23 protein-coding genes and 1 pseudogene are annotated in these 24,516 nt (G+C 46.9%); all 24 read right to left on the minus strand.

The features are described 5' to 3' along the window. Nucleotides 1–169, minus strand: a pseudogene (locus tag AB4482_RS14845) (chemotaxis protein CheW); the annotation flags it as partial. Beyond that, nucleotides 156–938, minus strand: a complete 783-nt coding sequence (locus tag AB4482_RS14850) for a ParA family protein (RefSeq protein WP_017071206.1) — start codon at nucleotides 936–938, stop codon at nucleotides 156–158. The pseudogene AB4482_RS14845 and the gene AB4482_RS14850, both read right to left, overlap by 14 nt. Before the next feature lie 10 nt (nucleotides 939–948). Next, complete coding sequence (locus AB4482_RS14855; RefSeq protein WP_017071205.1) at nucleotides 949–2,073, minus strand: chemotaxis response regulator protein-glutamate methylesterase; 1,125 nt, start codon at nucleotides 2,071–2,073, stop codon at nucleotides 949–951. A 13-nt stretch (nucleotides 2,074–2,086) separates the two neighbouring features. Beyond that, entirely contained in the window at nucleotides 2,087–4,279 is a 2,193-nt protein-coding gene (locus tag AB4482_RS14860) for a chemotaxis protein CheA (protein ID WP_017064112.1), read from the minus strand. A gap of 9 nt (nucleotides 4,280–4,288) precedes the next feature. After that, nucleotides 4,289–5,020, minus strand: coding sequence for a protein phosphatase CheZ (locus AB4482_RS14865; protein WP_017064113.1), 732 nt, complete (start codon nucleotides 5,018–5,020; stop codon nucleotides 4,289–4,291). Nucleotides 5,021–5,125: 105 nt separating this feature from the next. Then, complete coding sequence (gene cheY / locus AB4482_RS14870) at nucleotides 5,126–5,494, minus strand: chemotaxis response regulator CheY (RefSeq protein WP_016767062.1); 369 nt, start codon at nucleotides 5,492–5,494, stop codon at nucleotides 5,126–5,128. 42 nt (nucleotides 5,495–5,536) lie between these two features. After that, nucleotides 5,537–6,271 (minus strand): RNA polymerase sigma factor FliA, encoded by a 735-nt coding sequence (locus tag AB4482_RS14875; RefSeq protein ID WP_017060667.1) that lies wholly within the window; start codon nucleotides 6,269–6,271, stop codon nucleotides 5,537–5,539. Then, nucleotides 6,264–7,151 (minus strand): MinD/ParA family protein, encoded by an 888-nt coding sequence (locus AB4482_RS14880; protein ID WP_017060668.1) that lies wholly within the window; start codon nucleotides 7,149–7,151, stop codon nucleotides 6,264–6,266. Before AB4482_RS14880 ends, AB4482_RS14875 begins: the two co-directional genes overlap by 8 nt. Before the next feature lie 13 nt (nucleotides 7,152–7,164). Then, nucleotides 7,165–8,727, minus strand: coding sequence for a flagellar biosynthesis protein FlhF (gene flhF, locus AB4482_RS14885; RefSeq protein WP_029235190.1), 1,563 nt, complete (start codon nucleotides 8,725–8,727; stop codon nucleotides 7,165–7,167). A gap of 27 nt (nucleotides 8,728–8,754) precedes the next feature. Next, nucleotides 8,755–10,854: a flagellar biosynthesis protein FlhA gene (gene flhA / locus AB4482_RS14890; protein WP_136979579.1), complete on the minus strand. Its 2,100-nt coding sequence runs from the start codon at nucleotides 10,852–10,854 to the stop codon at nucleotides 8,755–8,757. 210 nt (nucleotides 10,855–11,064) lie between these two features. Beyond that, on the minus strand, nucleotides 11,065–12,195 hold the full coding sequence (gene flhB, locus AB4482_RS14895; RefSeq protein WP_017060671.1) for a flagellar biosynthesis protein FlhB: 1,131 nt from the start codon (nucleotides 12,193–12,195) through the stop codon (nucleotides 11,065–11,067). A gap of 9 nt (nucleotides 12,196–12,204) precedes the next feature. Continuing rightward, nucleotides 12,205–12,987: a flagellar biosynthetic protein FliR gene (gene fliR, locus AB4482_RS14900; RefSeq protein WP_017060672.1), complete on the minus strand. Its 783-nt coding sequence runs from the start codon at nucleotides 12,985–12,987 to the stop codon at nucleotides 12,205–12,207. A gap of 6 nt (nucleotides 12,988–12,993) precedes the next feature. Beyond that, complete coding sequence (gene fliQ, locus AB4482_RS14905; protein ID WP_029235191.1) at nucleotides 12,994–13,263, minus strand: flagellar biosynthesis protein FliQ; 270 nt, start codon at nucleotides 13,261–13,263, stop codon at nucleotides 12,994–12,996. A gap of 11 nt (nucleotides 13,264–13,274) precedes the next feature. Then, entirely contained in the window at nucleotides 13,275–14,204 is a 930-nt protein-coding gene (gene fliP / locus AB4482_RS14910) for a flagellar type III secretion system pore protein FliP (protein ID WP_017064117.1), read from the minus strand. Continuing rightward, nucleotides 14,191–14,631 (minus strand): flagellar biosynthetic protein FliO, encoded by a 441-nt coding sequence (gene fliO / locus AB4482_RS14915; protein WP_017060675.1) that lies wholly within the window; start codon nucleotides 14,629–14,631, stop codon nucleotides 14,191–14,193. The genes fliP and fliO overlap by 14 nt, the downstream gene beginning before the upstream one ends. Continuing rightward, the gene (fliN, locus tag AB4482_RS14920) at nucleotides 14,631–15,041 is read right to left on the minus strand and encodes a flagellar motor switch protein FliN (protein ID WP_004739851.1); all 411 of its coding nucleotides are present in this window, start codon (nucleotides 15,039–15,041) and stop codon (nucleotides 14,631–14,633) included. Before fliN ends, fliO begins: the two co-directional genes overlap by 1 nt. Nucleotides 15,042–15,070: 29 nt before the next feature. Next, a complete protein-coding gene (fliM, locus tag AB4482_RS14925) occupies nucleotides 15,071–16,117 on the minus strand; it encodes a flagellar motor switch protein FliM (RefSeq protein ID WP_017060676.1) in 1,047 nt (348 codons plus the stop codon). Between the two features lie 7 nt (nucleotides 16,118–16,124). After that, nucleotides 16,125–16,613 carry a flagellar basal body-associated protein FliL gene (fliL, locus tag AB4482_RS14930; RefSeq protein WP_017060677.1) on the minus strand — a complete coding sequence of 163 codons (489 nt, stop codon included), beginning with the start codon at nucleotides 16,611–16,613 and terminating at the stop codon, nucleotides 16,125–16,127. A gap of 90 nt (nucleotides 16,614–16,703) precedes the next feature. After that, nucleotides 16,704–18,833, minus strand: a complete 2,130-nt coding sequence (locus tag AB4482_RS14935; protein ID WP_102429083.1) for a flagellar hook-length control protein FliK — start codon at nucleotides 18,831–18,833, stop codon at nucleotides 16,704–16,706. Nucleotides 18,834–19,015: 182 nt separating this feature from the next. Beyond that, complete coding sequence (gene fliJ / locus AB4482_RS14940) at nucleotides 19,016–19,453, minus strand: flagellar export protein FliJ (protein WP_372131288.1); 438 nt, start codon at nucleotides 19,451–19,453, stop codon at nucleotides 19,016–19,018. Between the two features lie 19 nt (nucleotides 19,454–19,472). Next, entirely contained in the window at nucleotides 19,473–20,792 is a 1,320-nt protein-coding gene (gene fliI / locus AB4482_RS14945) for a flagellar protein export ATPase FliI (RefSeq protein ID WP_372181156.1), read from the minus strand. Then, a complete protein-coding gene (fliH, locus tag AB4482_RS14950; RefSeq protein ID WP_017060681.1) occupies nucleotides 20,792–21,592 on the minus strand; it encodes a flagellar assembly protein FliH in 801 nt (266 codons plus the stop codon). The genes fliI and fliH overlap by 1 nt, the downstream gene beginning before the upstream one ends. Nucleotides 21,593–21,716: 124 nt before the next feature. Beyond that, nucleotides 21,717–22,778: a flagellar motor switch protein FliG gene (fliG, locus tag AB4482_RS14955; RefSeq protein WP_017060682.1), complete on the minus strand. Its 1,062-nt coding sequence runs from the start codon at nucleotides 22,776–22,778 to the stop codon at nucleotides 21,717–21,719. Next, nucleotides 22,771–24,513 carry a flagellar basal-body MS-ring/collar protein FliF gene (gene fliF / locus AB4482_RS14960; RefSeq protein WP_017064120.1) on the minus strand — a complete coding sequence of 581 codons (1,743 nt, stop codon included), beginning with the start codon at nucleotides 24,511–24,513 and terminating at the stop codon, nucleotides 22,771–22,773. Before fliF ends, fliG begins: the two co-directional genes overlap by 8 nt. Nucleotides 24,514–24,516: the final 3 nt, after the last annotated feature.

The raw sequence follows: 24,516 nt of genomic DNA on the forward strand, positions 1-24,516 counted from the left end.
CTGGCTCTGGCTCTGGCTCTTCAGATTGTGATTCGTCGCTCGACTCGTCAACAAAAAAATCGTCAGATTCAAAGCTTTCATCACCTAACAGCGCAGTAAAATAATCATCCAGTGCTTGTTCACTGGAGAGACTTGGCTGCGCCAATGTTGATTCTTTATTCGCGCTCATTTATCGCCAACCTTTCGAGATAAATAAGCAACTGTTTATAAGCAAATACACCACGGCTACCCGATGCAAAATGAGAGGCTGGCAAGCGCTTTAGGCTCGCATCTCGAAACTTGGTATCAATCGGCACAGCAGACGTCCAAACTTGGTTTGGGTAATCATCTTTGAGCTGCGTTAATGTTTGCAGTGAGGCTTTGGTTCGCTTGTCGTACATCGTTGGGACAATCGTAACCTTAAACGGTGTTTTGCGAGACTTCTGCATGATGGTCAAAGTGCGAATCATGCGCTCTAAGCCCTTCATCGCCAAAAACTCAGTCTGTACCGGAATCAATATACGATCGCTAGCAGCCAATGCATTGACCATCATCACACCCAGAATTGGCGGGCAATCGATCAATACATAGTCATAGTCGTCTTTCAAAGCGGCTAAAGCACGCTTCAAGATCAACCCCATGCCGCTTCGATTTCCCATTACACGGTCTAATGTCGCCAAAGACATGTGCGCAGGGATAATATCGATACCTTCGACTTCTGTTTGTAAAAGCAAAGGTCTTACCGTCTGCACGTTAAACTCACGCAACTGGAACAGATCAAACAGGCTCGACTCCACCGTATCTGAATCGTAACCCAGATAGGTGGTCAGTGATGCATGTGGGTCAGTATCAACCAACAGAACACGGTGCCCCTTCAACGCAAGTAAACCTGCTAGAGTCACGGTCGTGGTCGTTTTACCAACACCACCTTTTTGGTTTGCAACACTCCAAACAATCATTTCGATTTACCTAAGCTAACCCAACTTCAACCAAGATCCTTTCCGCGATGCGGTCTAGAGGGAGGTCTTCAGTAGAAATGCCAGCTTTTGCTACAGCTTGAGGCATACCATATACAACACAACTATCTTCGTCTTGTGCCCAAATCGTCGAGCCCGCAGTTTTCAACATACGCGAACCTTCTCGACCATCTGCGCCCATACCGGTCAGTATCATAGACAAAACTTTGTCGCCGTAGATCTTCGCTGCAGAGCCAAATGTGACATCCACACAAGGCTTGTAGTTCATGCGGTCGCCGCCATCGATAATTCGTAGACGTGCAGACCCTGCGCGGCCATCCACCATCATCTGTTTACCACCCGGAGCAAGATACGCCACGCCAGGTTTTAACACATCACCGTCTTGCGCTTCGCGAACTTCAATCTTACACAAGGTGTTCAATCGGCTCGCAAAAGCAGCAGTGAATGTTGCTGGCATATGCTGAACTAACACAATTGGGTGTGGATAGTTAGCAGGGATGCGAGTCAAAATCTTCTGTAGAGCAACAGGGCCGCCAGTCGACGTACCAATTGCTGTTAATTGATACTTCTTACCTGACGCTCTGAATTTCGCCGTAGATGCAACCGCAGGCTTCGCTGTCGAAGTCGAAGCTGCTGTTGAAATCGGCTGGCGCAATGGCGTAGCTGTTGAAGTCGTTGCTGTCGCTCTCGGCGTAATAGGAGCACGGCGCATAAACGCACGCTTTGCTGCAATCTGAATCACACGCTGTTGAAGCAATGCAACTGCATCGTCGCGGTTACGTGCAATATCTTCAAACTTCTTAGGTAAGAAGTCGAGAGCACCTGCATCTAACGCATCTAACGTTGCTCTCGCTCCATCATGCGTTAACGATGAAAACATCAAAATAGGCGTTGGAGACGCGGCCATGATTTCACGAACGGCAGTGATACCGTCCATGACAGGCATTTCAATATCCATCGTGATTACGTCAGGTCTTAGCTGTTTCGCTTTTTCAACGGCTTCTTTACCGTTTACTGCTACATCAATGACTTCTAGGCGAGCCTCTGAGTTGATGATCTCGCTAACGCGACGACGAAAGAAACTCGAATCATCAACGACTAATACTTTAATCGCCATATTTATCCTTAAATTAAATTCTTGACGCAGCTGCGTACTGCTTCAACAAGTCCGGCACATCTAGAATCAATGCAATGTGTCCGTCACTTGTAATTGTCGCACCTGCCATTCCTGGCGTGCCTTGCAGAAGCTTATCAAGCGGCTTGATCACGACTTCTTCTTGACCGATAAGCGTATCGACAACAAAACCAACACGTTGGCTACCAAGTTGTACGATAACAACATGGCCGTGCCCTTTACGCAGCTCAACAATACCCGCTTTAGGAGCAAGCCAGTTTTGCAAGTAGAACAACGGAATAGACTTATCGCGAACGATAATCGTCAGCTGGCCATCAACCACGTTTGTGCGGCTTAAATCTAGGTGGAAGATCTCGTTTACAGAAGCCAATGGCAATGCAAATGGATGACCGGCAACACCGACCATCAAGGTTGGTAGAATCGCTAGGGTTAGTGGAACCTTGATGGTGATCTTGGTGCCCTGTCCCATTTCTGAATCAATATCAATAGAGCCGTTCAGTGTGTTGATCGCTGTTTTCACAACGTCCATGCCCACACCACGACCAGAGATATCCGAGATCTGCTCTTTGCTTGAGAAGCCAGGAGCAAAAATCAGGTTGAAACACTCTTTATTTGATAAGCGAGACGCTGCATCTTCATCCATCAGGCCACGTTTAACCGCGATAGCACGAAGCTTATCAGGGTCCATACCGCCACCGTCATCAACGATAGCCAGTTCAATGTGGTCACCTTCTTGAGAGGCAGACAGAATCACTTTACCCGTTTGTGATTTACCCGCAGCAACACGGTCGTTTGGCATTTCAATACCATGATCGACAGAGTTTCTCACCAAGTGAATCAGGGGATCAGCAAGTGCTTCTACTAAGTTTTTATCAAGGTCCGTTTCTTCGCCACGCATTTCAAGAACGATGTCTTTCTTCAAGCTACGAGCAAGGTCACGGACAACTCGTGGGAAGCGACCAAATACTTTCTTGATCGGCTGCATACGAGTCTTCATTACCGCACCTTGAAGGTCTGCAGTAACAACATCTAAGTTAGAGACAGCTTTCGACATTTCTTCGTCGTTGCTGTTGAGGCCTAGGCTGACTAGTCGGTTACGCACCAATACCAGTTCACCCACCATGTTCATGATGGTGTCCAGTGTTGATGTATCAACACGAACTGTCGCTTCAGCTTGTTGCTTCTTAGCCGGCACTTTAACTTCAGCTTTTGCTGGAGCGCTCGGTTTTGGCTCAGCTTTAACGGCAACTGGCGCAGCAGGTTTAGGCGCAGCTTGAGGTGCTACTGCCTTAACTTCTGCTGGCTTAGTCGCGGCATCCAATTCTTCAATCGAAGGTCCATTACCTGAGCCATGTAGTTGGTCAAGTAACTTCTCGAACTCTTCGTCAGTCATCAGATCATCGCCTTCAGACATCGCCGAAACAGGTGCTGCTGGCGGCGTTGGCGGTGGAGGAGGCGTTGAACTTGCCGCTGTCGGGCTCTTACCCGCACCGTGCAATTCATCTAATAACTTTTCAAATTCGTCATCAGTAATATCACCACTGTCAGCAACAGACTGAGGTGCAGCGGGTGCTGGCGGCGGTGTTGGTGCAGAAGGCGCTGTTGGTGAACCACCTTTACCGTGAAGCTCATCAAGCAAGCGTTCAAACTCATCTTCAGAGATATCATCGACTGAAGATGCATTGATGTTTGAGCTTTCAGCAGTAGGTTCCGGAGCAATAACAGGCTCAGGCGCTGCAACAACAGGTTCAGGGATAATAGGTGCAGGCGCTTCTACTGGTGCCACTTCATCCGCAGACTCTGGTTTACAGAGACGGTGAAGTTCATCCAATAAAGATTGGTCGGCTGGCACTAAAGGTTCCTGATCTTGCACGGCGCGAAACTGTACATTGACTGTATCTAGCGCCTGCAGCATGGTATCCATCAAACCTGATGTTACGCTGCGTTGGCCGTTTCGCAGAATGTCGAACACATTCTCAGCACCATGACAAGTATCCACCAGCTCAGTTAATGCTAGGAAACCAGCACCACCTTTTACTGTATGGAAACCACGGAAAATAGCATTTAATAGGTCTTTGTCGTCAGGGTTATTCTCAAGCTCTACCAGTTGTTCTGATAGGAGTTCAAGGATCTCTCCTGCTTCGACTAAAAAGTCCTGAAGAATATCTTCGTCTAAATCGTAGCTCATACGTTACCTTTAAAATCCAAGACTGGATAACAAATCGTCGACTTCATCTTGAGATGCGACAGCGTCTTCGCGCTCTTCTGGGTTCATAATTGGACCTTCAGGCGCAATCGATGCTTTCTTCTCTGACTCTGGAGTTGGCTCTTTTTGATTCGCACCGAATACCGTGAGAATCTCGACCAAACGTCCTTCCACCTCATTCACCAAGGTAATAACTTTGCTGATTATCTGCCCAGTTAAATCTTGGAAATCCTGAGCCATCAAGATTTCAGTCAATTGTCCGCGTAGTTCAGTACTGTCGCCTTCTACTTGGACAAGCAATCCATCAATGCGGTGACATAAAGCTTTAAATTGTGCCAGCTCAATGCGGCCATGCATCAGTTCATTCCATTGAGGCCTTACTTGAAGTAAACACTCGTGTAGGTTGTCTGCGATTGGCATACAGCGATCGACAGCGTCCATCGTCTTATTTGCCGCAACTTCCGTTTTATCAATGACATACTGAAGGCGATCCCTTGCATCAGGGATTTCGTCATTTGCGATAACGCTGATGCGTTCATCGAAATTGAATTGAGTCAAAGAGTCGTGGAGGTCGCGTGTCAGACTTCCTATTTCTTGAAGCATTGGATTGTCTTGAAGACTAAAGTTATCTTCATAAATGCTTCTCACAAGAGAATCAGCATTTTGCTGCTCATCGTTCTCAAGCAGCTCTACTAATTTTTTTGCTTGTTCTAATGAAATCATCCTGAATTCGGCCTTACTCCGCATACTTTGTGCGCTTAGGCTATCGAGATAAACAGATAACTTATCAGTCAGTGTTTACCTAGAAGTACCTAAATTTATTGATGCTTATAAGCGATCAAAAATCTTATCAAGTTTCTCTTTCAGCGTTGCAGCAGTGAAAGGCTTCACAATGTAACCATTAACACCCGCTTGCGCAGCTTCGATGATCTGCTCACGCTTCGCTTCAGCTGTGATCATAAGCACTGGAAGGTGCTTAAGTTCTGCGTCTGCGCGAATGTGTTTAAGCAGGTCAATCCCTTGCATGCCTGGCATGTTCCAGTCAGTTACCACGAAATCAAATTCGCCTTTTTTCAGCATAGGTAACGCGGTCAAGCCATCATCTGCTTCTTGAGTGTTGTTGAAACCTAAATCGCGAAGTAGGTTTTTAACAATTCGGCGCATCGTTGAAAAATCATCAACAATGAGAATTTTCATGTTTTTGTTCAAATTAGCCTCCACTGAATAGGATCAGTGTTGTTAGTCGTTCTGTGTCCAAGCACTTAACTTAGTGCGTAAACGCTGCATAGATTGGCTCAGTATTTGGCTGACACGAGATTCGCTGACACCTAACACTTCCCCAATCTCTTTTAAATTGAGTTCTTCGTCGTAATAAAGCGAAAGCACAAGGCCTTCCCTTTCCGGAAGTTGTTTAATCGAATCGATCAAAGCTTGGCGGAATGACTCATCAGCAACCCCTTGAAAAGGCGTATTATCTTGAGAGTCTTCATTCGGAGATATTACATCATCTGAGACGCCTAAATCTTCGATTCCAACCAGTCTTGAGCAATTAATGTCAGTTAAAGCACTGTGATACTGCTCTAAACTGAGCCCCATGTGTTTTGCCACTTCGGCATCACTCGGGTCGCGGTTGAGGATACCCTCTAATTCCGCAATTGCACTGCTGATTTCTCGATTGTTCTTATGAACCGATCTCGGCACCCAGTCCCCACGGCGAATGTCATCCAACATTGCCCCGCGAATCCGAATACCAGCATACGTCTCAAAGCTTGCGCCTTTGGTACCATCATAGTTTTGTTGCGCTTCAATCAAGCCGATCATGCCAGCTTGAATTAAGTCATCAACCAATACATTAGGCGGTAATCGCCCCAACAAGTGATGAGCGATACGTTTAACCAACACAGAGTACTTCTCAAAAAAAGCCTGTTGGCTATTGTGATTAGCGTGTTGGTCGTAAGTAAGCGCTTTATTCACCAAATGGTTCCTCTATAAATTCAGTACGATTCAGCAGCCTTTCAACAAAGAACTCCAAGTGTCCGCTCGGTGTTTTTGGTATTGGCCAGGTCAAGGCTTTGTTAGCCAAAGAGCTGATTGCCAATGCAGCTGGAGAGCGAGGAAACGCATCGACTACGATTTTCTGTCTCTTGACTGATTGACGTACTTTATCATCTAAAGGAATACATGCTACGAGTTCGAGGCTCACATTCAAGAAGCGCTCTGTGACCAAAGTCAACTTTGCAAATAATTCTCGGCCTTCGCGGTAGCTTCTGACCATATTTGCAACAACTTTGAATCGCTGAACTTGGTGTTCTCTGCTTAAAAGCTTAATCAAAGCATATGCATCCGTGATCGAGGTAGGTTCATCACATACCACGACAACCACGTCTTGCGCCGCTCTTGAGAAGCTGATCACCATGTCCGAAATACCGGCTGCGGTATCAACCAACAAGATATCCATCTCGTCTTCAAGCGAACCGAATGCGCGAATCAAACCAGCATGCTGTGCGTGTGAAAGTTCAGTCATGCTTTGAGTGCCCGATGTCGCTGGAATAATTTTAATTCCGTGCGGCCCTTCGACAATCGCATCCTTAAGTTCACATTCGCCAGCCAACACATGCCCAAGGTTTCGTTTAGAACGAATACCTAGCATGATATCGACGTTCGCTAGTCCTAAATCGGCATCTAGCACCATGACTTTTTTGCCTTGGCGCGCCATGCAAATAGCCATACCTAACGTCACATTAGATTTACCAACGCCTCCCTTACCACCGGTTACAGCGATAACTTTTGTGAGTGAAGGCTTGGTTAAGCGACGGAGGCCGCTAGCTTGGTCATGTATCATATTTTCATTCATATTTATCCGCCGCCTAGAGCCCTTCAGAATCGCTATTCCAGTAATGAGGTTCATTCTCTGTAGATTTTTCTAATAGCTCATTAGCCTTAGCAATCATGTACTTTGGCTGAGCTATAACGATATCTTCAGGAACTCGTTGACCATTTGCTATGTAAGCAACTGGTAATGCATTTTGTATTACGACACTGATGAATTCACCTAGACTTAGGGATTCATCCAGCTTAGTCATGATGCATCCCGACAACGGGATTCTTCTAAAGTGTTCAATTGTTTCTTGCAGCACTTTGCGTTGCGCGGTTGCAGGCAACACAAGGTAGCTATTGATAACGGAACCACTCTCTTGCATCAATGTGTCTAACTGCTCAGATAGGCGAACATCTCGTTGTCCCATGCCTGCAGTATCGACCAGAATCAGGCGACGATTACGTAACTGATATATTACATCGGCCAGTTCGCTAGAATCTTTAGCAACTCTTACAGGACAACCCATAATTCGGCCGTAGATCGATAACTGCTCATGTGCACCTATACGATATGTGTCAGTTGTCACTAGTGCGACGTTATCAGCGCCATATTCCATGGCAGCACGTGCAGCTAGCTTTGCAACAGTCGTTGTTTTACCCACGCCGGTTGGGCCAAGTAGAGCCACAATACCGCCGCGTTTTAAAATATCTTTTTGTGTAACGGAGATTTGGTCAGCAACCAGAGCTAACAGAGCCTTCCATGCACGTGCAGGTTTAGTATCTTCAGGAATGTAGCAAGCCATTTGATCGGCAAGCTCTGCAGATACACCCATACGTTCAAGGCGCTTAATAAGCATGGCTCTCAGTGGTTCACGGCGCTCAACTTCTTGCCACATCAACCCAGAAACTTGATGCTCTAACAGACGACGAATTGAGGTCATCTCTTCGCGCATCGTTTCCATTTCAGTATCAGAACCTTTGGACTGAGTGTTTTCTCGACCACGATCATAACGGGTAGGATCCAAGCGAGGTGTCGGGCGCTCTACTCTGCGGTCTTCAGCAATCAACTTAGACAAACCCGTTTCACGAGCAAATGCAGAATCAAGATTTCCGTGAGACTGTTGGTTACCGTGAGATTGCTGATGGCCATGAGACTGCAAATTGCTTTGAGTCTGATGACTATGAGGCTTATGGCCCGTGCTTGATTGGCGATTGAGCAATGCTGACAATGAATCTTCATTTTCTGCACGATGCTGTGGCTCATCATCGGCGCCATGACTGTATTGCTTAAGCATATTCGCAAAGCGCTTAGTCATTGAGCGTCCACCTTCAACATTCGACTGTAGGCTAACCTTGTCATCGTCTAGTTGACGTCGCCCAGCAGGAGCTGCGGGCGCGGCCATTTGCGTATATTGGCTTTGTGCAGGCTGCTGAGGTTTATTTAATCTCTGGCTCGCTGTCGACGGGCTGGATTCGCCATCAATAGCGGCAACAATTTCCACGCCACCTGCGACCTTTTTGTTAGACATGATCACCGCTTCTGAACCAAGTTCTTCTTTAACTTGGAGCAGAGCCGTTCGCATATCTTTTGCAAAAAATCGTTTAATTTTCAATTCGATTGTCCGTTCTAATTAGGCGGCTTAATTACCAACAGCTTGTACTATACGTATCTGCTTTTCGTCCGGTATTTCTTGGTAAGACAAGACTCGCAAGCTTGGGATCGTGTTCTTCACGAACTTAGCCAGAGTCGAACGCAACACGCCAGAGGTCAATAGTACCGCGGGCTCACCTTTCAGCTCTTGCTCTTGTGTAGCGTGGCTGAGAGAGGTCTGTAAACGTTCGGCTAAACCAGGTTCAATACCAGCAGATTCTCCGCCGGATGCCTGCATGGTTTGATGCAAGATTTGTTCCAGCTCAGGAATCAAGGTTATCACTGGTAACTCGGGCTCTATACCATTGATTTCCTGAACAATTAATCGTTTCAATGAGATGCGAACCGCCGCAGTAAGTATGTCAGGTTCTTGACTCTTACCTGAATACTCCGACAAAGTTTGGACTATGGTTCGAATGTCACGAATTGGAATCGCTTCATTCAGCAGGTTCTGTAGCACTTTCACAACCACACCCAACTGCAATTGATCCGGTACAAAACCTTCCACCAGCTTAGGTGTTGAGCGGCTGAGCATCTCAAGTAAGTTCTGAACTTCTTCGTGGCCAATGAGCTGCGATGCGTTGTTGGTTAGCAGCTGGCTAAGGTGTGTCGCCAGTACTGTAGAAGAATCTACAACGGTATAACCTAGAGCTTGTGCGTGTTCACGCTGCTCTTCACGAATCCAAACCGCTTCAAGGCCAAAGGCAGGGTCAATCGTCGGCTCGCCATCGATCATGCCATAGACTTGGCCCGGGTTAATCGCGAGCTCCATGTCTGGCTTAATCTCAGCTTCACCCACAGCAACACCCATCAGGGTAATACGGTAGCTGTTTGGTGTCAGTTCTAGGTTATCGCGAATGTGTACCGCTGGGATCAAGAAACCAAAGTCTTGAGACAGCTTTTTACGCACACCTTTAACGCGTTCAAGCAATTCACCACCTTGGTCTCTATCAACCAAAGGAATTAAACGGTAACCCACTTCTAAACCAATAATATCGACAGGTTGAACATCATCCCAAGAGAGCTCCTTCTGAGAGCCTACTTCTCCATTCGCTTCAACTGTCGCCGGAAGGTTAGGCTCTTCCGCCTTCTTCTTGTTCTTTTTATCGATGTAATACGCCCCCGCGCCTGCAACGATGGCAAGGCTCAAGAACGAGAAATGTGGCATACCCGGAACAATACCCATGATGCCAAGGATGGCGGCGGTGATCATCAAGGCTTTTGGATTGTCGAACATCTGGAAGACAAGTTGCTCACCCATATCTTCATCAGTATTTTGGCGCGTTACCATCATCGCAGCTGCAATAGACAGTAATAGAGATGGAATTTGTGCAACCAGACCATCACCGATAGTCAGTAGCGTGTAGATTTCGATTGCTTCACCAAAACCAAGATCAAACTGAGCCATACCAATGCTCAAGCCACCAATGATGTTGATGAATAAGATTAAGATACCAGCGATCGCATCGCCTTTAACAAACTTAGAAGCACCGTCCATCGAACCGTAGAAGTCAGCTTCTTTGGTTACTTCAAAACGTCTCAGACGCGCCTGGTCTTGGTCGATCAAACCTGCGTTCAAGTCGGCATCGATTGCCATCTGTTTACCCGGTAAGGCGTCTAACGTGAAACGCGCGCTTACTTCCGAGATACGACCCGCACCTTTGGTTACAACCATGAAGTTGATGATCATAAGAATCAAGAACACCACTAGACCTACCGCATAGTTACCACCGATAACCACGTTACCGAAGGCTTCAATCACATTACCGGCCGCGTCGCCACCTTCATGACCATGAAGCAATACCACACGTGTCGAAGCAACGTTCAAGGCCAATCGAAGTAGAGTCGCAATCAGCAGGACGGTTGGGAATGCAGCGAAGTCTAAAGGCCTGCGGGTATATACCGAGACCAGTAGCACAACCATAGACAGTGCAATGTTGAAGGTGAAGAACATATCCAACAAGAAAGCTGGAATGGGCAACACCACCATAGCAAGCGTTGCAAGTACCATAATAGGTGCACCAATCGCAGGCATGGCACGGTTAGGGATTTTAGGTAGCTTGTCCGCAAAAGGCAGGGAGAATTTCATAAATCTAGACAGTTTCGCTATGTTGTAGCTCTCTGAACAAGTGGATTAGGTCTTAGTCAGGGCTGTTTGCTATGGGCTTATAATGTTCAGGCTACTACAGCAAACACTGTACCAACATCTCACGTCAAATTATCGCCATCACCTCTATAAAAGGAAGATTAGCTAGCTCGCTATTATCAGGGTTCATCACGCAGAGCTCAAGCAATTGATCTAATGACGTAAATCAGGTGGGATCGGCATATTAGAATCTTGCAGTTTTGGTCGCTCACCACCTCGTTTTCGGTACTGTTTAAGCTGGAAAACATATGCAAGCACTTGTGCAACTGCCGTAAACAGACCGTCAGGAATTTGTTGTTCTAGCTCAGTGGTGTGATAAAGCGCCCTCGCCAATGGCGGCGCTGGAACTATATAGATGTCGTTTGCACGCGCAATCTCTCGGATCTTCATCGCCATGTGGTCGACACCTTTAGCAACCACAATTGGTGCTTTGTCTTGATTCTGCTTATAGCGCAGCGCCACTGAAAAGTGTTCCGGGTTGGTCACAATCACATCCGCTTGAGGAACGTCTGCCATCATGCGACGCTGAGCCGCTTCCCTTTGAAGCATACGAATTCGGCCTTTCACTTCCGGCTTACCTTCAGTGTCTTTGAATTCGTCTTTGACTTCTTGTTTGGTCATCTTCAATTGATCGGCGTGTTGCCAGATCTGGAACGGGATATCAATCGCCACCACAATAAGCAGCGAGCAACTGATCAACAGGATGAAATTGAGCAAGATATCCAAGGCATGGAAGATGTTCTGTGGGTACACATCCATACTCAGCTGCATTAAATCATGCTGAGAGGCTTGAATCAGATAAATCGCCATCCCCGATACGAGCGCTACTTTAAGAATAGACTTGAGCAGTTCAACCCAGCTTTGCAGGCCAAACATACGCTTGATGCCACTGAGTGGGTTGAGCTTAGACGCCTTAGGCATTGCTGCTTGCATTGAGAAGTTAATCCCACCGACACCCGCAGCGCCGATGACGGCAGCAACAAACAAGGTTATCAGTATCAAAAACAGCGGGAACAGCAGGTTCACCAGTGCACCACCAGCGATTTCTAGGAGTTTGTTAGTGTCAAAAATTTCGTCGCGACTCAAAGAGAACAGACGTTGCATGGCCTCGAACAAAGCCTTCGCCATCGATTCGCCAAACCACATTAATGCAATTGCACCGACAATAAGTACCGACGCTGACGCTAGCTCTTTTGACCTTGCAACCTGCCCTTTCTCTTTGGCCTGTTGCAAGCGTTTGGGCGTGGCGTCTTCTGTGCGTTCTTGACCGTCTGACTCTGCCATTTCAGTCTCCTAGCAATCTAACCGGATTAGACGACATATCTGTTGTTCGCCCTGCATCCAAAATAGCTCATAGTGACTATATAAGCCGCCAAGGATGTACCAACAAAGTAACAGACCCACGAGTAGCGCAAATGCAAAACCCAAAGAAAAGATGTTTAATTGAGGCGCCGCACGCGTCATTACACCAAAAGAAAGGTTAATCGTTAGCAGCGCAATAATCCCCGACAATGACATCGCTAATGCCGTTTTGAACATGATGCCGAGCCACAACGCGAGCTCTCGAAAATCCACAGAGGTTAGAGAGCCACTGCCAATCGGCAAGGTCTTAAAACTAAACACCACCAGCTGCAGCATTTTCAAGTGACCATCGGTCGCCAAAAAAAACATGGTCGCTAGCAGCATGAACAGCTGACCAAGTACCGGCGTATTTTGCCCGTTAGCCGGGTCGACCATTGATGCAAAACCCAAGCTCGATTGCATACCGAGGATCTGACCCAGCATAACAAAGGTTTGAATCATGAACTGGGTAACAAAACCCATGGCCACGCCAATCACAATTTGCTCGAAGACAGTCAGGAAGCCTTGAAAGGACAGAAGTTCAATCTCTTTGGGAACGGCCGGAATCGCAGGCATCACCGCAAAAGTGATCGCCAAGCCTAAATACAGACGAATACGCGGCGACACGAAGCGTGCCCCTGTTACCGTCATCACCATCAGCATCGCTGAGATGCGAGTGTATGGCCAAAAATAATTGGCTAACCACTCTAGTACAAGGCTCGTTGGGTATTCCATATCGGTTTAATACAGAACTTGCGGCAAGCGTTCGATGAGCTCAAAAAAGAACTCCATCATCATCTGGGTCATCCAGTGTGCGAATAGCATCAACGCCAACAAAGTTACGATCAAACGCGGCAGGAAACTCAGGGTTTGTTCGTTGATTGAGGTCGCAGCTTGGAAAACAGCCACAACCAAACCGATCAGCAGGCTAGGAATAATGATGGCGCAAACCATGATTAATACCATCCAAAGGGCATCTCGGAACAACTCTACGAATATTTCAGGATTCATTATTCCCCCAGCTACAAGGCAAAACTGCCGGCGAGTGTGGAGAGTATCAAGTTCCAGCCATCAACAAGAACAAACAGCATCAACTTAAACGGCAGCGATACAATCATCGGTGACAACATCATCATACCCATAGCCATCAATACCGATGCCACCACCAAGTCGATGATTAGGAAAGGCAAGAACAGCATAAATCCGATTTGGAAAGCCGTTTTTAATTCCGATGTGATAAATGCTGGAATCAGAACCGCCATCGAAACATCTTCAGGGTTAGTCACTTCCGCGCCAGAAATCTCAACAAAGGTTTCAAGATCTTTGATTCGAGTCTGCTTGAGCATGAAGGATTTAATCGGTTTTTGGGCAACATCAAATGCCTGTCGTGCCGATATCTGTTCATTAAGATAAGGCTGAACTGCTTGTTCGTTAACTTGATTGATCACTGGCGACATGATGAAGAAGGTCAAGAATATCGCGATACCAATAATGACTTGGTTAGACGGTGTTTGTTGTAGACCCATCGCCTGACGCAAGATAGACATCACAACCACAATACGAGTGAACGATGTCATCAAAATCACCATCGCCGGCAAGAAGCCAAGCATGGTCATTAACGCGAGAATTTGCAGGTTAATCGAGTAGTCTTCACCGCCATTGGCATTGGTTGTCATGGTAAAGGCAGGTATGCCGCCACCATTGCCAGTCAAGCTGCCCGTGGTCATGGTTGTCGATTTGGCTTGGTCTTGTTCCATCGTGCTGATAGTGACCGATTCCGAGCCAGCGGTATTCGCAGGAATGACGGTGCCGTCTTCAGCTTGTGCAAATACCGACACACTGAATACGATTGAGCATAGGAGAATAAGCTGAACCAACCACACTTTCACCGCTCGGAAAGCTCCGGCTTGGTGAAAGTAAGAGGAGTTCAAAAGTCCGTTACTTGTTTGCATCTTTTTTTATTAGCTGGGAAAGCTGACTTGAAAATGTACTTTTTTCCAGCATCTCCTGAGTAAGAGGTTTATCGAGCTTAGAGATCAGCTGAATCGATTGTGTGGTAATCCCTACCAAGAACTGTTCATCACCCGCTTGCACAATAGCGATACGCTCTTTAGTACCAACAGGGATTTGCCTAACAATCGCCAAACCTTGTTGATTCGACATCGCAGGTACTTGCATTCGCTTGAGTAGCCAAGCAATAAATAAAATGAAGGCTATAACGAAAATTAGCGACCCAAAGGTGGTCGCTAAATCGAGAGAAGGCGGTGTTGCTGCAAAGGCAATGGAAGGAGCCGTTAATAGCCCTACTCCCAAGATTCCTCGTAACAAACCTGTCATTCCGAGAAAAGAGCCCGCAAGTCTTTGAGACAAAAAGCTCATTAACGCAGCTTCTTAATTCGTTCTGTCTGGCTAATAACGTCAGTCAAACGAATACCAAACTTGTCGTTTACTACAACCACTTCACCGTGAGCAATCAGAGTTCCGTTGACCATCACGTCTAGTGACTCACCAGCGATTCGATCTAGCTCAACAACCGAACCTTGGTTCAACTGAAGTAAATTACGGATACTGATCTGAGAGCGGCCAACTTCCATCGAAATAGTCACGGGGATATCCATAATGGTATCCAGCTTACGACGCTCATCTTCAGAAATCGGAGATGATGAATCGGTTAGCTCATCAAGTGGTGCCGCAAGCACATCATCAACATCAATTGACGGCGCTGAAGGATCTTCACCAAGTGCTGCAGCCCATTCGTCTGCTAGCTTTTGATCTTCACTAGGTTCCATTACCAATTCCTATACTTTTATCTATTTTACTATTCGTCGTCATCATCACTGTTTTCGAGCTCAGACAATAAGTCTTTACCTAGAAAAGCGAGATCAGTTTTAACCACATGTGGTCTTTGAATTTTTTCCGAAATCTGTACTGCAAGCTTCTCACCAGAACGGCCCATTTTCACACGATAAGTCGGCAGTTCTTCGACAAACATGGTTGCGTGCTCAGGCATGTTCATTGGGATAACATCACCAGGGCGCAGCTCCATCAGATCACGAAGGGAAATATCTTGCTCTAGCAAATTCACGCGGAAATTGACGGGCACATCCATGATCTCATCACGCAGTGCGGTACTCCAACGAACATCGGTTTCCATCTTGTCTGATTGAACACCCGCATCAAGCAGTTCACGGATCGGCTCAACCATGGAGTAAGGCATGACAACGTGGAAGTCACCACCACCGCCATCCACTTCAATGTGGAACGAACTCACAACAATCACTTCGGTTGGGCTCACAATGTTCGCCATACTTGGGTTCACTTCGGAATCCAAGTATTCAAACTCAACCCCCATCACTGGCGACCAAGCTTCTTTGTAATCTTCAAAAACAATTTTCAGCAGTAACTGAATGATTCGTCTTTCAGTAGGCGTGAATTCACGACCTTCAATCTTGGCGTGGAAACGACCATCACCGCCAAAAAAGTTCTCTACGAGAATGAAAACCAGACGAGCTTCCATGGTGATGAGTGCCGTACCTTTCAATGGACGGAAACGAACCATGTTTAAACTGGTGGGTACATACAATGTGTTTTGGTACTCACCAAACTTCATCATCTGTACGCCGTTGATCGACACTTCAGCCGTTTTACGTAACATATTAAACAAGCTGATACGCATATGACGTGCGAAGCGCTCGTTAATAAGTTCAAGGGTCGGCATTCGACCACGGACGATTCGATCTTGAGATGAGAAGTCGAAATTGACCGCATTGTCATTTTCGGTTTCTAAGACATCTTCAACTTCTTCAACATCATCAACGCCATGTAACAGCGCATCAATTTCGTCTTGGCTTAATAAATCGGTCACAAATTACCTATTGAATTACGAAGTCAGTGAATAACACTTTTTCAATCACAGGCTGGCCAACAGCTTGAGCCAGGCTTGCTTTAATATCTTCTGTTGCCTTATTACGCAGTTCCACGCGGCCTGTTGGTGAGCGCAATTGATCAACCGTTGCCGAAGCGAACGTGGCCAGTAGCGTACTTTCTACAAGTGGAGAGTGGTAACGAGCCAGGTCTTCATTCTTACTGCCACGTACCATGAGCTGTGCTTTTATCTGAACTAGGCGATCTTTTTTGTCACCTGTCACATTAAACAAGAAGGGCTGAGGAATATTAACATACATAACCGGCTCTGCAGCGACCACAGCCGTTGCTGGCTGAGACTGAGATTCAGAGGCGCTATCGTCAGAACCTAAGAAAAAGTACAGCGCACCACCTATACCAAGCAGTAACACAACTACGGCAATAATAATTATAAGGAGCTTGCTCTTCCCTTTAGGTGCATCTTGTTCTTCGGCCATATCTTACTCTAACTTCCTGTTCTTGCGATTAACTGATGGTTCTTTTTATTAACTGGTTTTTTCTATTAACCAAGCGTTCTTAGCCTGATATTAGGCATAATAACTAATTCCATCACGCTTTGATGCGACATTCAATTCAAGATTGCTGTCACTATCAAGGTTTTCATCACCTTGCGTATCATTTGTGCGGTTAGCGCCGGATTGTTGCTCACCATTGTTGTATCTATCTTGTCCCTGACCGGAGTTCTGTTGTTGAACAGACGAATCGGCAAGCTGCAGACCTTGCTGAGCAAGCATCTCTCTCAAGCGAGGTAAGGTTTGTTCAATCACATCTCTCGCTTGCTGATTACTCACCGTAAAGTGCACGTTTGCCACGTCATTATTCATGGTCATGCGGATTTTCATTTGGCCCAATTCTGGTGGGTCGAGACGAATGTCCAAGTTCTTAAGGTTCTTAGACATCATCATTTGTACTTTTTCAGCCACTTGCTCATTGGCTAGCTCTTTGGTGAGCTGTAAGGGCGCTTGTTGAGCAGCTTGAATTTCAGCTCGCGTAGGTGCTGAACCCACCGTTGCCGTACCTTGTGCACCAGCCGCAGAAGCGATCTGCTGAGCAAAGGTCGAATCTTTAGAATCTTCTTTAGCACCCGCTTTACCCAAACCAGACAGTGCTGCTGCACCGGCGCCCGCTTTAAGAAGCGTATCAGTCGAGCCTGCTTTTGTGGCAGCTGGCGTTGCATTCATCGCCATTCCTTGCGCGGTTAAAGCTGGATCCAACGTTGCTTGCTGCTGAGGTGAAGCCACATTAGCTTGCTGAGCTGCGGCCTGTTGGGCTGCATGTGCATTATTGGCGTGCAGCATTGCCGCCTTGTCCGTAAGAGCATTGTTTGCTGATTGAGAAGCGGCCTGCGCTGACACTTGTTGTGTAGCCGTCGCTACAGCTGCTGTTGATGCTGCCGCAGCTAAGGCTTTAGTTTCGCTTGAATCCGTATTATCCCAATCGATAGCAGTGGGTTCACCAGACGCACTGTTCGCAGCCGGAGCTTGACTTAGCAAAGCTGTTACTTGTTGTTGAACGTTAGCGAGCTGTTGATTCAACAAGTCTAGGTTAGAGGTCGCTTTAGCCAAAGCGGCTTGCTCATCAACCGTCAACTTAGCGCCACTTTGTTGCTTATCAAGCAAGCTATCGACAACAGACTGCTCTGATTCGATTTGTCCATTCAATTGGTTTAGCGCTTTGGTATGGGCATCTACTTGCTTTGCCAGTTCAATATCCACGGCTGACAATGCTTGGCTCTGCTCGGCAGCAACCGCACTAGCTGCATTCTTTTGGCTCAGCTCTCGGCTCATACTGGCTTCAATTTGTTCTGGAGTGACGCCTTTATCCATCAACTGTCGAATTTCAGTATCAGTTAGCTGAGAAACACCCTTACCTCCGGTAAGTACAGCGATTTCAGAATCGACTTCAAGGCTCTTCTCCTGATTTGCAGCCTTAGCTTGTTGTGTCGCCTTATCCGTAACGGAAACTCCTGCAACAGAAGCACCGGTGATATTACCTTGGGCTTGTTCTACCTGACCTTGCTGAGGCAAGCCTTTGCCGTTTGGCGCTTGATTTAGGGTTTTGTTTGCCTCATCCAATTGACCAAGCAATTTATTGCCTTCGCTCATCGCTGCATTGGCTTGCGATGCCTGCGTAGCACCATCTACCGCTGATGGACCCTGAGTTTGGGATTGAGCAATATGTTCTTTAGACTCGTTAGTCGTATCCTGCGCATCTTTACCATCTGCCTTATCTGCAACAGTCTTATCAGCGACAGTGCTATCAGTGCCCGAATTGGCTTTGAGCTGAGCCTCAGATCCAGACGCAGCCTCTGCTGATGTTTTATCAGCAGCTTTCTCGCCTTCTACTTCTGAAGCTGCTTGCTTGCTTTGCGCTTCGCTCACTTCGTCAGTAGCCTTTGATTCAGCGGAATCACCTTTGTTCGCTTCGGCTGACGCTTCACCTTCGGTAGATGTCTGTTTAGTATCAGGTTTCGCAGTGCTTTCTGTGTCTTTTGCTGCGACTTTACTGTCACTTTCTTCAAAGCCGAGCGCTTCTTTGAAGGACTCAAAGAAACCTTTAGAGTCGCCGGTTTCTTCTACCTTGGAAGAGGCAGAACCGGTGTCCAACAACGATGACATTTTGTTGGTCGCTGAATTTGAGGAAAGACTAACATTCATATATACAAGCTCTATCTACTAGCTTTGCTGCCATGAATCAGGCAACAAAAAGAAAGTCGGATGCTTTTCATGCCTTTGGTGGGCATAACGCGCAATTTTATATAAAACGGAGCAAGAAACATGCCTATAAGTTCGGTTTTCACAATATAGAGAACAGCACTGACGTCATTCGTGGCTTAGGATCACATCTTCTTTCGGCTGTATAACAGAGTCGAAAACTCATCCATTTGCTTTTGTTCTCTTCGATCTTGCAGCTTTGCTTTCTCTTTCTGCTTTTTCTCCATCAACCACTCGTAGGATTTACGTTTTTTGCGTAACTCCATCCAGTAGCCTTGGCAGTTGTCGACTTGATTTTTAAAGTGGTGCTCGGCTTCTCTCTGTTTGGATAATGTTTCATCCAACTGAGTTAAGAAGCGGTTCAAGTGACCATATTGGCTCGCCGTTAAGCCTGCCTTGCCGCGGTCAACGAGCTGCTGACAGTAATCCAGTCGATACTTTTCAATCTGCGCAACCTGCTCATAGTAGCCTTGCAGCTCAGAGTTCGCTTTGTTGAGCGCAAGTACCGCTTGGTTCTCTTGATCTTTGGCTTGATCGAGCAAAAATTCTAATGCGTTATCCATGACTAACCTTATTCACCCGTTAGCCACCCAATACATGTTTCAACATGTTGACGCACATGTCGTATGGGACGGTCTCTTTCATCTTCTGCTGCAAGTACTCATCCAGTTTTGGTTTCAACGTGAAGGCACTATCGATTGCTGGATCCGTTCCTGGCTTGTAAGCACCAATCGACACCAAATCTTGGTTTTTACGGCAGATAGACAGCACTTGCCTTACCGCTTTCGACATCAAGACATGTTCTTCAGTGGTGATTTGCGGCATAACACGACTGACGGATTTCTCAACGTCAATCGCTGGGTAGTGACCGGCATCGGCCATCTCACGAGATAACACAACGTGACCATCGAGAATTGCTCGCGACGCATCCGCAATCGGATCTTGTAAGTCATCGCCTTCGGTTAACACGGTAAAGAAAGCCGTGATAGAACCTTGTTCATCATTGCCGTTACCTGCTCGTTCCACCAGCGCAGGAAGCTTAGCGAAGACTGATGGCGGATAGCCCTTGGTTGCTGGCGGCTCACCCACAGACAGAGCAATTTCACGCTGAGCTTGAGCAAAACGGGTCAATGAATCCATGAGTAGCAGAACATCTAAGCCTTGGTCGCGGAAGTACTCGGCGACAGCCAACGCGGTTTGACAGCCTTTTAAGCGCATCAATGGTGATGAGTCGGCAGGAGCGGCAACAACAACCGAACGCTTACGGCCATCTTCACCAAGAATCTCTTCAATAAATTCTTTAACTTCTCGTCCACGCTCACCGATTAGGCCTACGACCACTACTTGCGCAGTTGTGCCTCGAGTCATCATGCCCAGAGTTACGGATTTACCGACACCAGAGCCAGCAAACAGACCGATACGTTGCCCTTTACCCACGGTTAGCAAACCATTAATGGCTTTCAAGCCGACATCGAGTGGTTCAGAAATCGGTTTACGAGCTAACGGGTTGATTGGCTCCGCATTAAATGAAGCGCATTGCTCTGTATAGATTGGACCTAAACCGTCGAGTGGATTACCTACGCCGTCGATCACTCGACCGAGCAGTTCCATTCCAACAGGGATACCACTTTCGGTAGTCATTGGCGTGACGCGAGCGCCAGGTAAGATCCCGGTGATTTGCTCACTCGGCATCAAAAATAGGTTATCGCCAGAGAAACCGACGACTTCGGCTTCCATCTGACCAGACATGGTTTCGACTAAACACAAACTGCCGATTGGCGCTTTACAGCCGGTCGCTTCAAGCGTTAAGCCAACAACGCGTACTAATTTACCAGAGGCAATTGGTCGCGATTTTAGCCCCTCGACTTTGTACTGACTGAGACGATTCGCTAACTCAAGCATTACTCATGACCTTGGTGACGATTTGCGCCGCAGAAATTTTGAATAACGTTCTTTACACGATCTTCCATGCGGTAGTTAACGCTCGACTCACCCGCTTCAATTTGTACATCACCACGGTTGAGTGCTGGCTCTGCGACCAGCGTCCAATTACGGCAGTCCAATTCAGTCTCGCCATACGCAGAGCGAATGATCGCCACATCTTCCGGATTGAGTTTCAATGTGATTGCGTGACCAGAAATCGGCAACGACTCTACCGATTCTTTAACGGTATCTAATATGATTTGTGGGTTGGTTTGCACTTCAACATGAACCACTTCTTTGACCATGGTAAGCACCATGTCGACCAATTGCTTCTCCACCTGAGCGTTCATCAACTCTAATGGTTGAGCGAACTGGTTTGCCAGCCCCATGAAGACGGCCACCTGCTGTTGAATGTACTCTTGACCCGCGGTTACGCCTTCAAGCTTGCCGGCTTCGTTGCCTTCTTCGTGACCGGCAGCAAAACCTTCTTCTTTGCCTTTTTCATAGCCTTGCTTAAAGCCCGCCTCTTGGCCTTGATGCAGCCCTTCCTGATAAGCGCCTTGTTTAATCAGCTCGATTTGCTCTTCAGTCAGAACCAGCTCTTCATCTTCAATGGCTTCTTCAACCGTTGGCATCCAACTAGGGTCGTAGTTAAAAGCGGTTTCTTTGGCTTGTTTGCTCACGTCAGAGGTGTAGTCAGGCAGCCCCCATTTCTGAGGTTGGGCAACCGTGTTATCTTCTTCAGGGCGAAGGAAGCCGCGTTTTCTATCACCTGACATATCAGTACCTATCTATGAGTGGCTTAACTGTATTGTGAATTCAAGCAGTTAAACTGAGTTAATCTGTGGTTCGAGATTGGATAAAGAAAAGCCCCAACAGTGTGGGGCTTTTGAGATTTCTGTATTAAAGGAACTCGTCGGCGCCACCAGACAGCATAATTTCGCCACTGTCTGCCATCTTCCTCGCGATACCCAAAATCTCTTTCTGAGCCGCTTCAACATCAGAGACTTTGACTGGCGGCATCGCCTCAATATCGTCTCTCATCATATCGGCAGCACGTTTAGACATGTTCTTGAAGATCTTCTCACGTAGACCTTCATCTGCACCTTTAAGTGCTTTCTGTAGAATATCTTGTGGAACATCACGTAGTAGTCGTTGAACACCTTGGTCATCAACTTCAATAAGGTTTTCAAAGACAAACATCAGATCTTGAATCTGTGTTGCCATGTCTTCGTCTTGGTCACGGATTTGATCCATCAAGACGCCTTCCACGTTGTTATCCATGTAGTTCATGATCTCAGCCGCGGCTTTCAGGCCACCAATTTTGGCAGCTTGAGCACCCGCTTGACCCGCGAACTGTTTCTCCATGATTTCATTCAGTTCAGCAAGCGCCGAAGGTTGAACTTCTTCAAGGTTGGCAATACGCATCATCAGATCCAGACGAACTCGCTCTGGGAACTGAGACAGGATCTCAGCCGATTGATCGGCATCGAGGTACGACAACACAATAGTTTGAATTTGAGGGTGCTCGTTGATGATAATGCTCGCCACCTGACGAGGATCCATCCACTTAAGCGAATCCAAACCTTTCGAACCTGTGCCGAGAAGGATTTGGTCAACAAGGTTATTCGCCTTGTCTTCACCCAGAGCAGCAACTAACGCATTACGCATGAAGTCTTCGCTGCCCATACCAATGTTGGTGTACTTCTGAATATCATCTAAGAAAGCACGGTGCACAGCGCCTACTTTCTCTTGGGATAGGTCTGTAGCTCGCGCCATCGCACTACCCACACGCTGAACCTGCTTTGGCTCTAGGTGACGAATAATACCAGCAGCATCTTCTTCATTTAAACTGAGCAACAAGATCGCAGCGCGCTCATCGCCTGAAATAGAGCCGATATCCACGCTAGAGACATCAAGCACTTCACCGCCTTCAGTTTGTTGTGGAACTATTTCGTTAGCCATCTACCATCCAATTCTTAACTACTTGAGCTGCTAGCTCTGGTTCATTCGCTACAAGTGCACGTACTGCTTTCAGCACGTCCTCGTCTTTATGAAGGTTTGGTAAGTCGATACTTGAACCAAATTCAAACAGCTCACCACCTTCAATATCACCACCAATTAAGCTGGTTTCGCCGTCGGCACCAATTGGCATGCCATCAGGTCCGTACATCTGTTCATCGTTGTCTGCTGCTGGGTTAAGCAGTTTCTTCATTGCAGGGCGAACAAGTACCAACACCACCACAATGATAACCAAGGCACTTGCAAACCAACGAACCCAATCATTGAAGTTTGGATGCTCCCAGATTGGCACATCAGCAACAACATCTGTTACTTGAGGTGCAAACTGCATGCTTAATACGTTGAGCAAATCACCACGAGTTTCATCAAAGCCCACCGTACCAATCAGTACTTGGCGAATCGCATTGATTTCGCTCGCCGGGATTGGCGTATGAACCACTTCACCCGTATCTGGGTTCAAGGATTGGCGGTCTTTGATCGCAACAGAAACCGTCTGACGATTAACCGTGCCGCTCTGTTTACGTTCATGACTGATGGTGGTGTCTAGCTCAAAGTTTCGAGTCGCTTCTTTGTGAACAGAGCCTTGACCTGTCATCGCGCCGTCTTTCATCTGAGCCACATCTTGTGGAATTGAGGCATCCGCTGGAGGCTGGTTACTCAACGCACCCGGAATACCCGCCACCGTATTTCCATTGTTGTAATCTTCTAAAGTGTATTCACTTCGAGTCGCCGGTGTATTCGGATCAAAACGTTTTCTGGTTTGCTCCACAGCACTGAAATCGAGCTGGATATCAACCTGAGCGGTGTAGTTACCAAACCCAAGAATAGGAATCAGGATGGAGTCAATTTTTTCACGCAGCGCTTGTTCTTGATTGCGCTCTAACTCGTGTTCTTTACGACGCGCCGCTGACATAGGGTCTTGAGAGCCTGAGCTCAACAATCGGCCATGCTGATCGGTCACCGTAATACGTGAGGTTTTCATTCCCGGAACGGCACTTGCCACCATATCCACAACAGAATCAACTTCTTGCTGCTTGAGGTTAGTACCTGTTTTTAGAGTTAGGAATACAGAAGCAGAGGCTTCTTGATTATGACGTACAAAAACACTCTGCTTCGGCAGGGCCAATAAAACCTGAGCTTTACGCACCTGTTTCATCTGCTCAATGGCTTTGGCAAGTTGTCTTTCGCGGCTTAATTTAAGGCGTTCTTGTTCTAAACGTTGTGATACACCAAAACCCATGTCTTGCATGAGGATGTCATCACCCGCGTTTCGCTCTTGATTCAAACCCGCTCGTACCATATTAAGCTTTAATGAGTTGTACTCACTCGCCGGTACTGAGATGGTATTGCCTTCAAGCGTGTACTGGATCTTTTGCAGATCCAAGTAATCAAGAACGGGGATCAATTCTTCTGTTTCGTAAGCCCCTAATGGACGCATTTCTGGCTCTTTTACCCAGAAAAACAGCATCACAATCAGCGCTACACAGATAGAGATAGAAAGGACTAAGACGACCTGACGAAGTAAATCGAGATCACCGACAGCCATATCGAACTTCGATGAACTGCGTTCACCTAGATCGGGATTTTGCCCTTCTCCGTCTAGCTCAGAGCCTGCAATCAGTGCGTGGTCATTGCTATCGCTTACGGTTAAATCTGTTGTTTGACTATTATCTGCCACTAT

Source organism: Vibrio sp. 10N.222.55.C7 (assembly GCF_041473335.1).
Lineage (GTDB): Bacteria > Pseudomonadota > Gammaproteobacteria > Enterobacterales > Vibrionaceae > Vibrio > Vibrio crassostreae_C.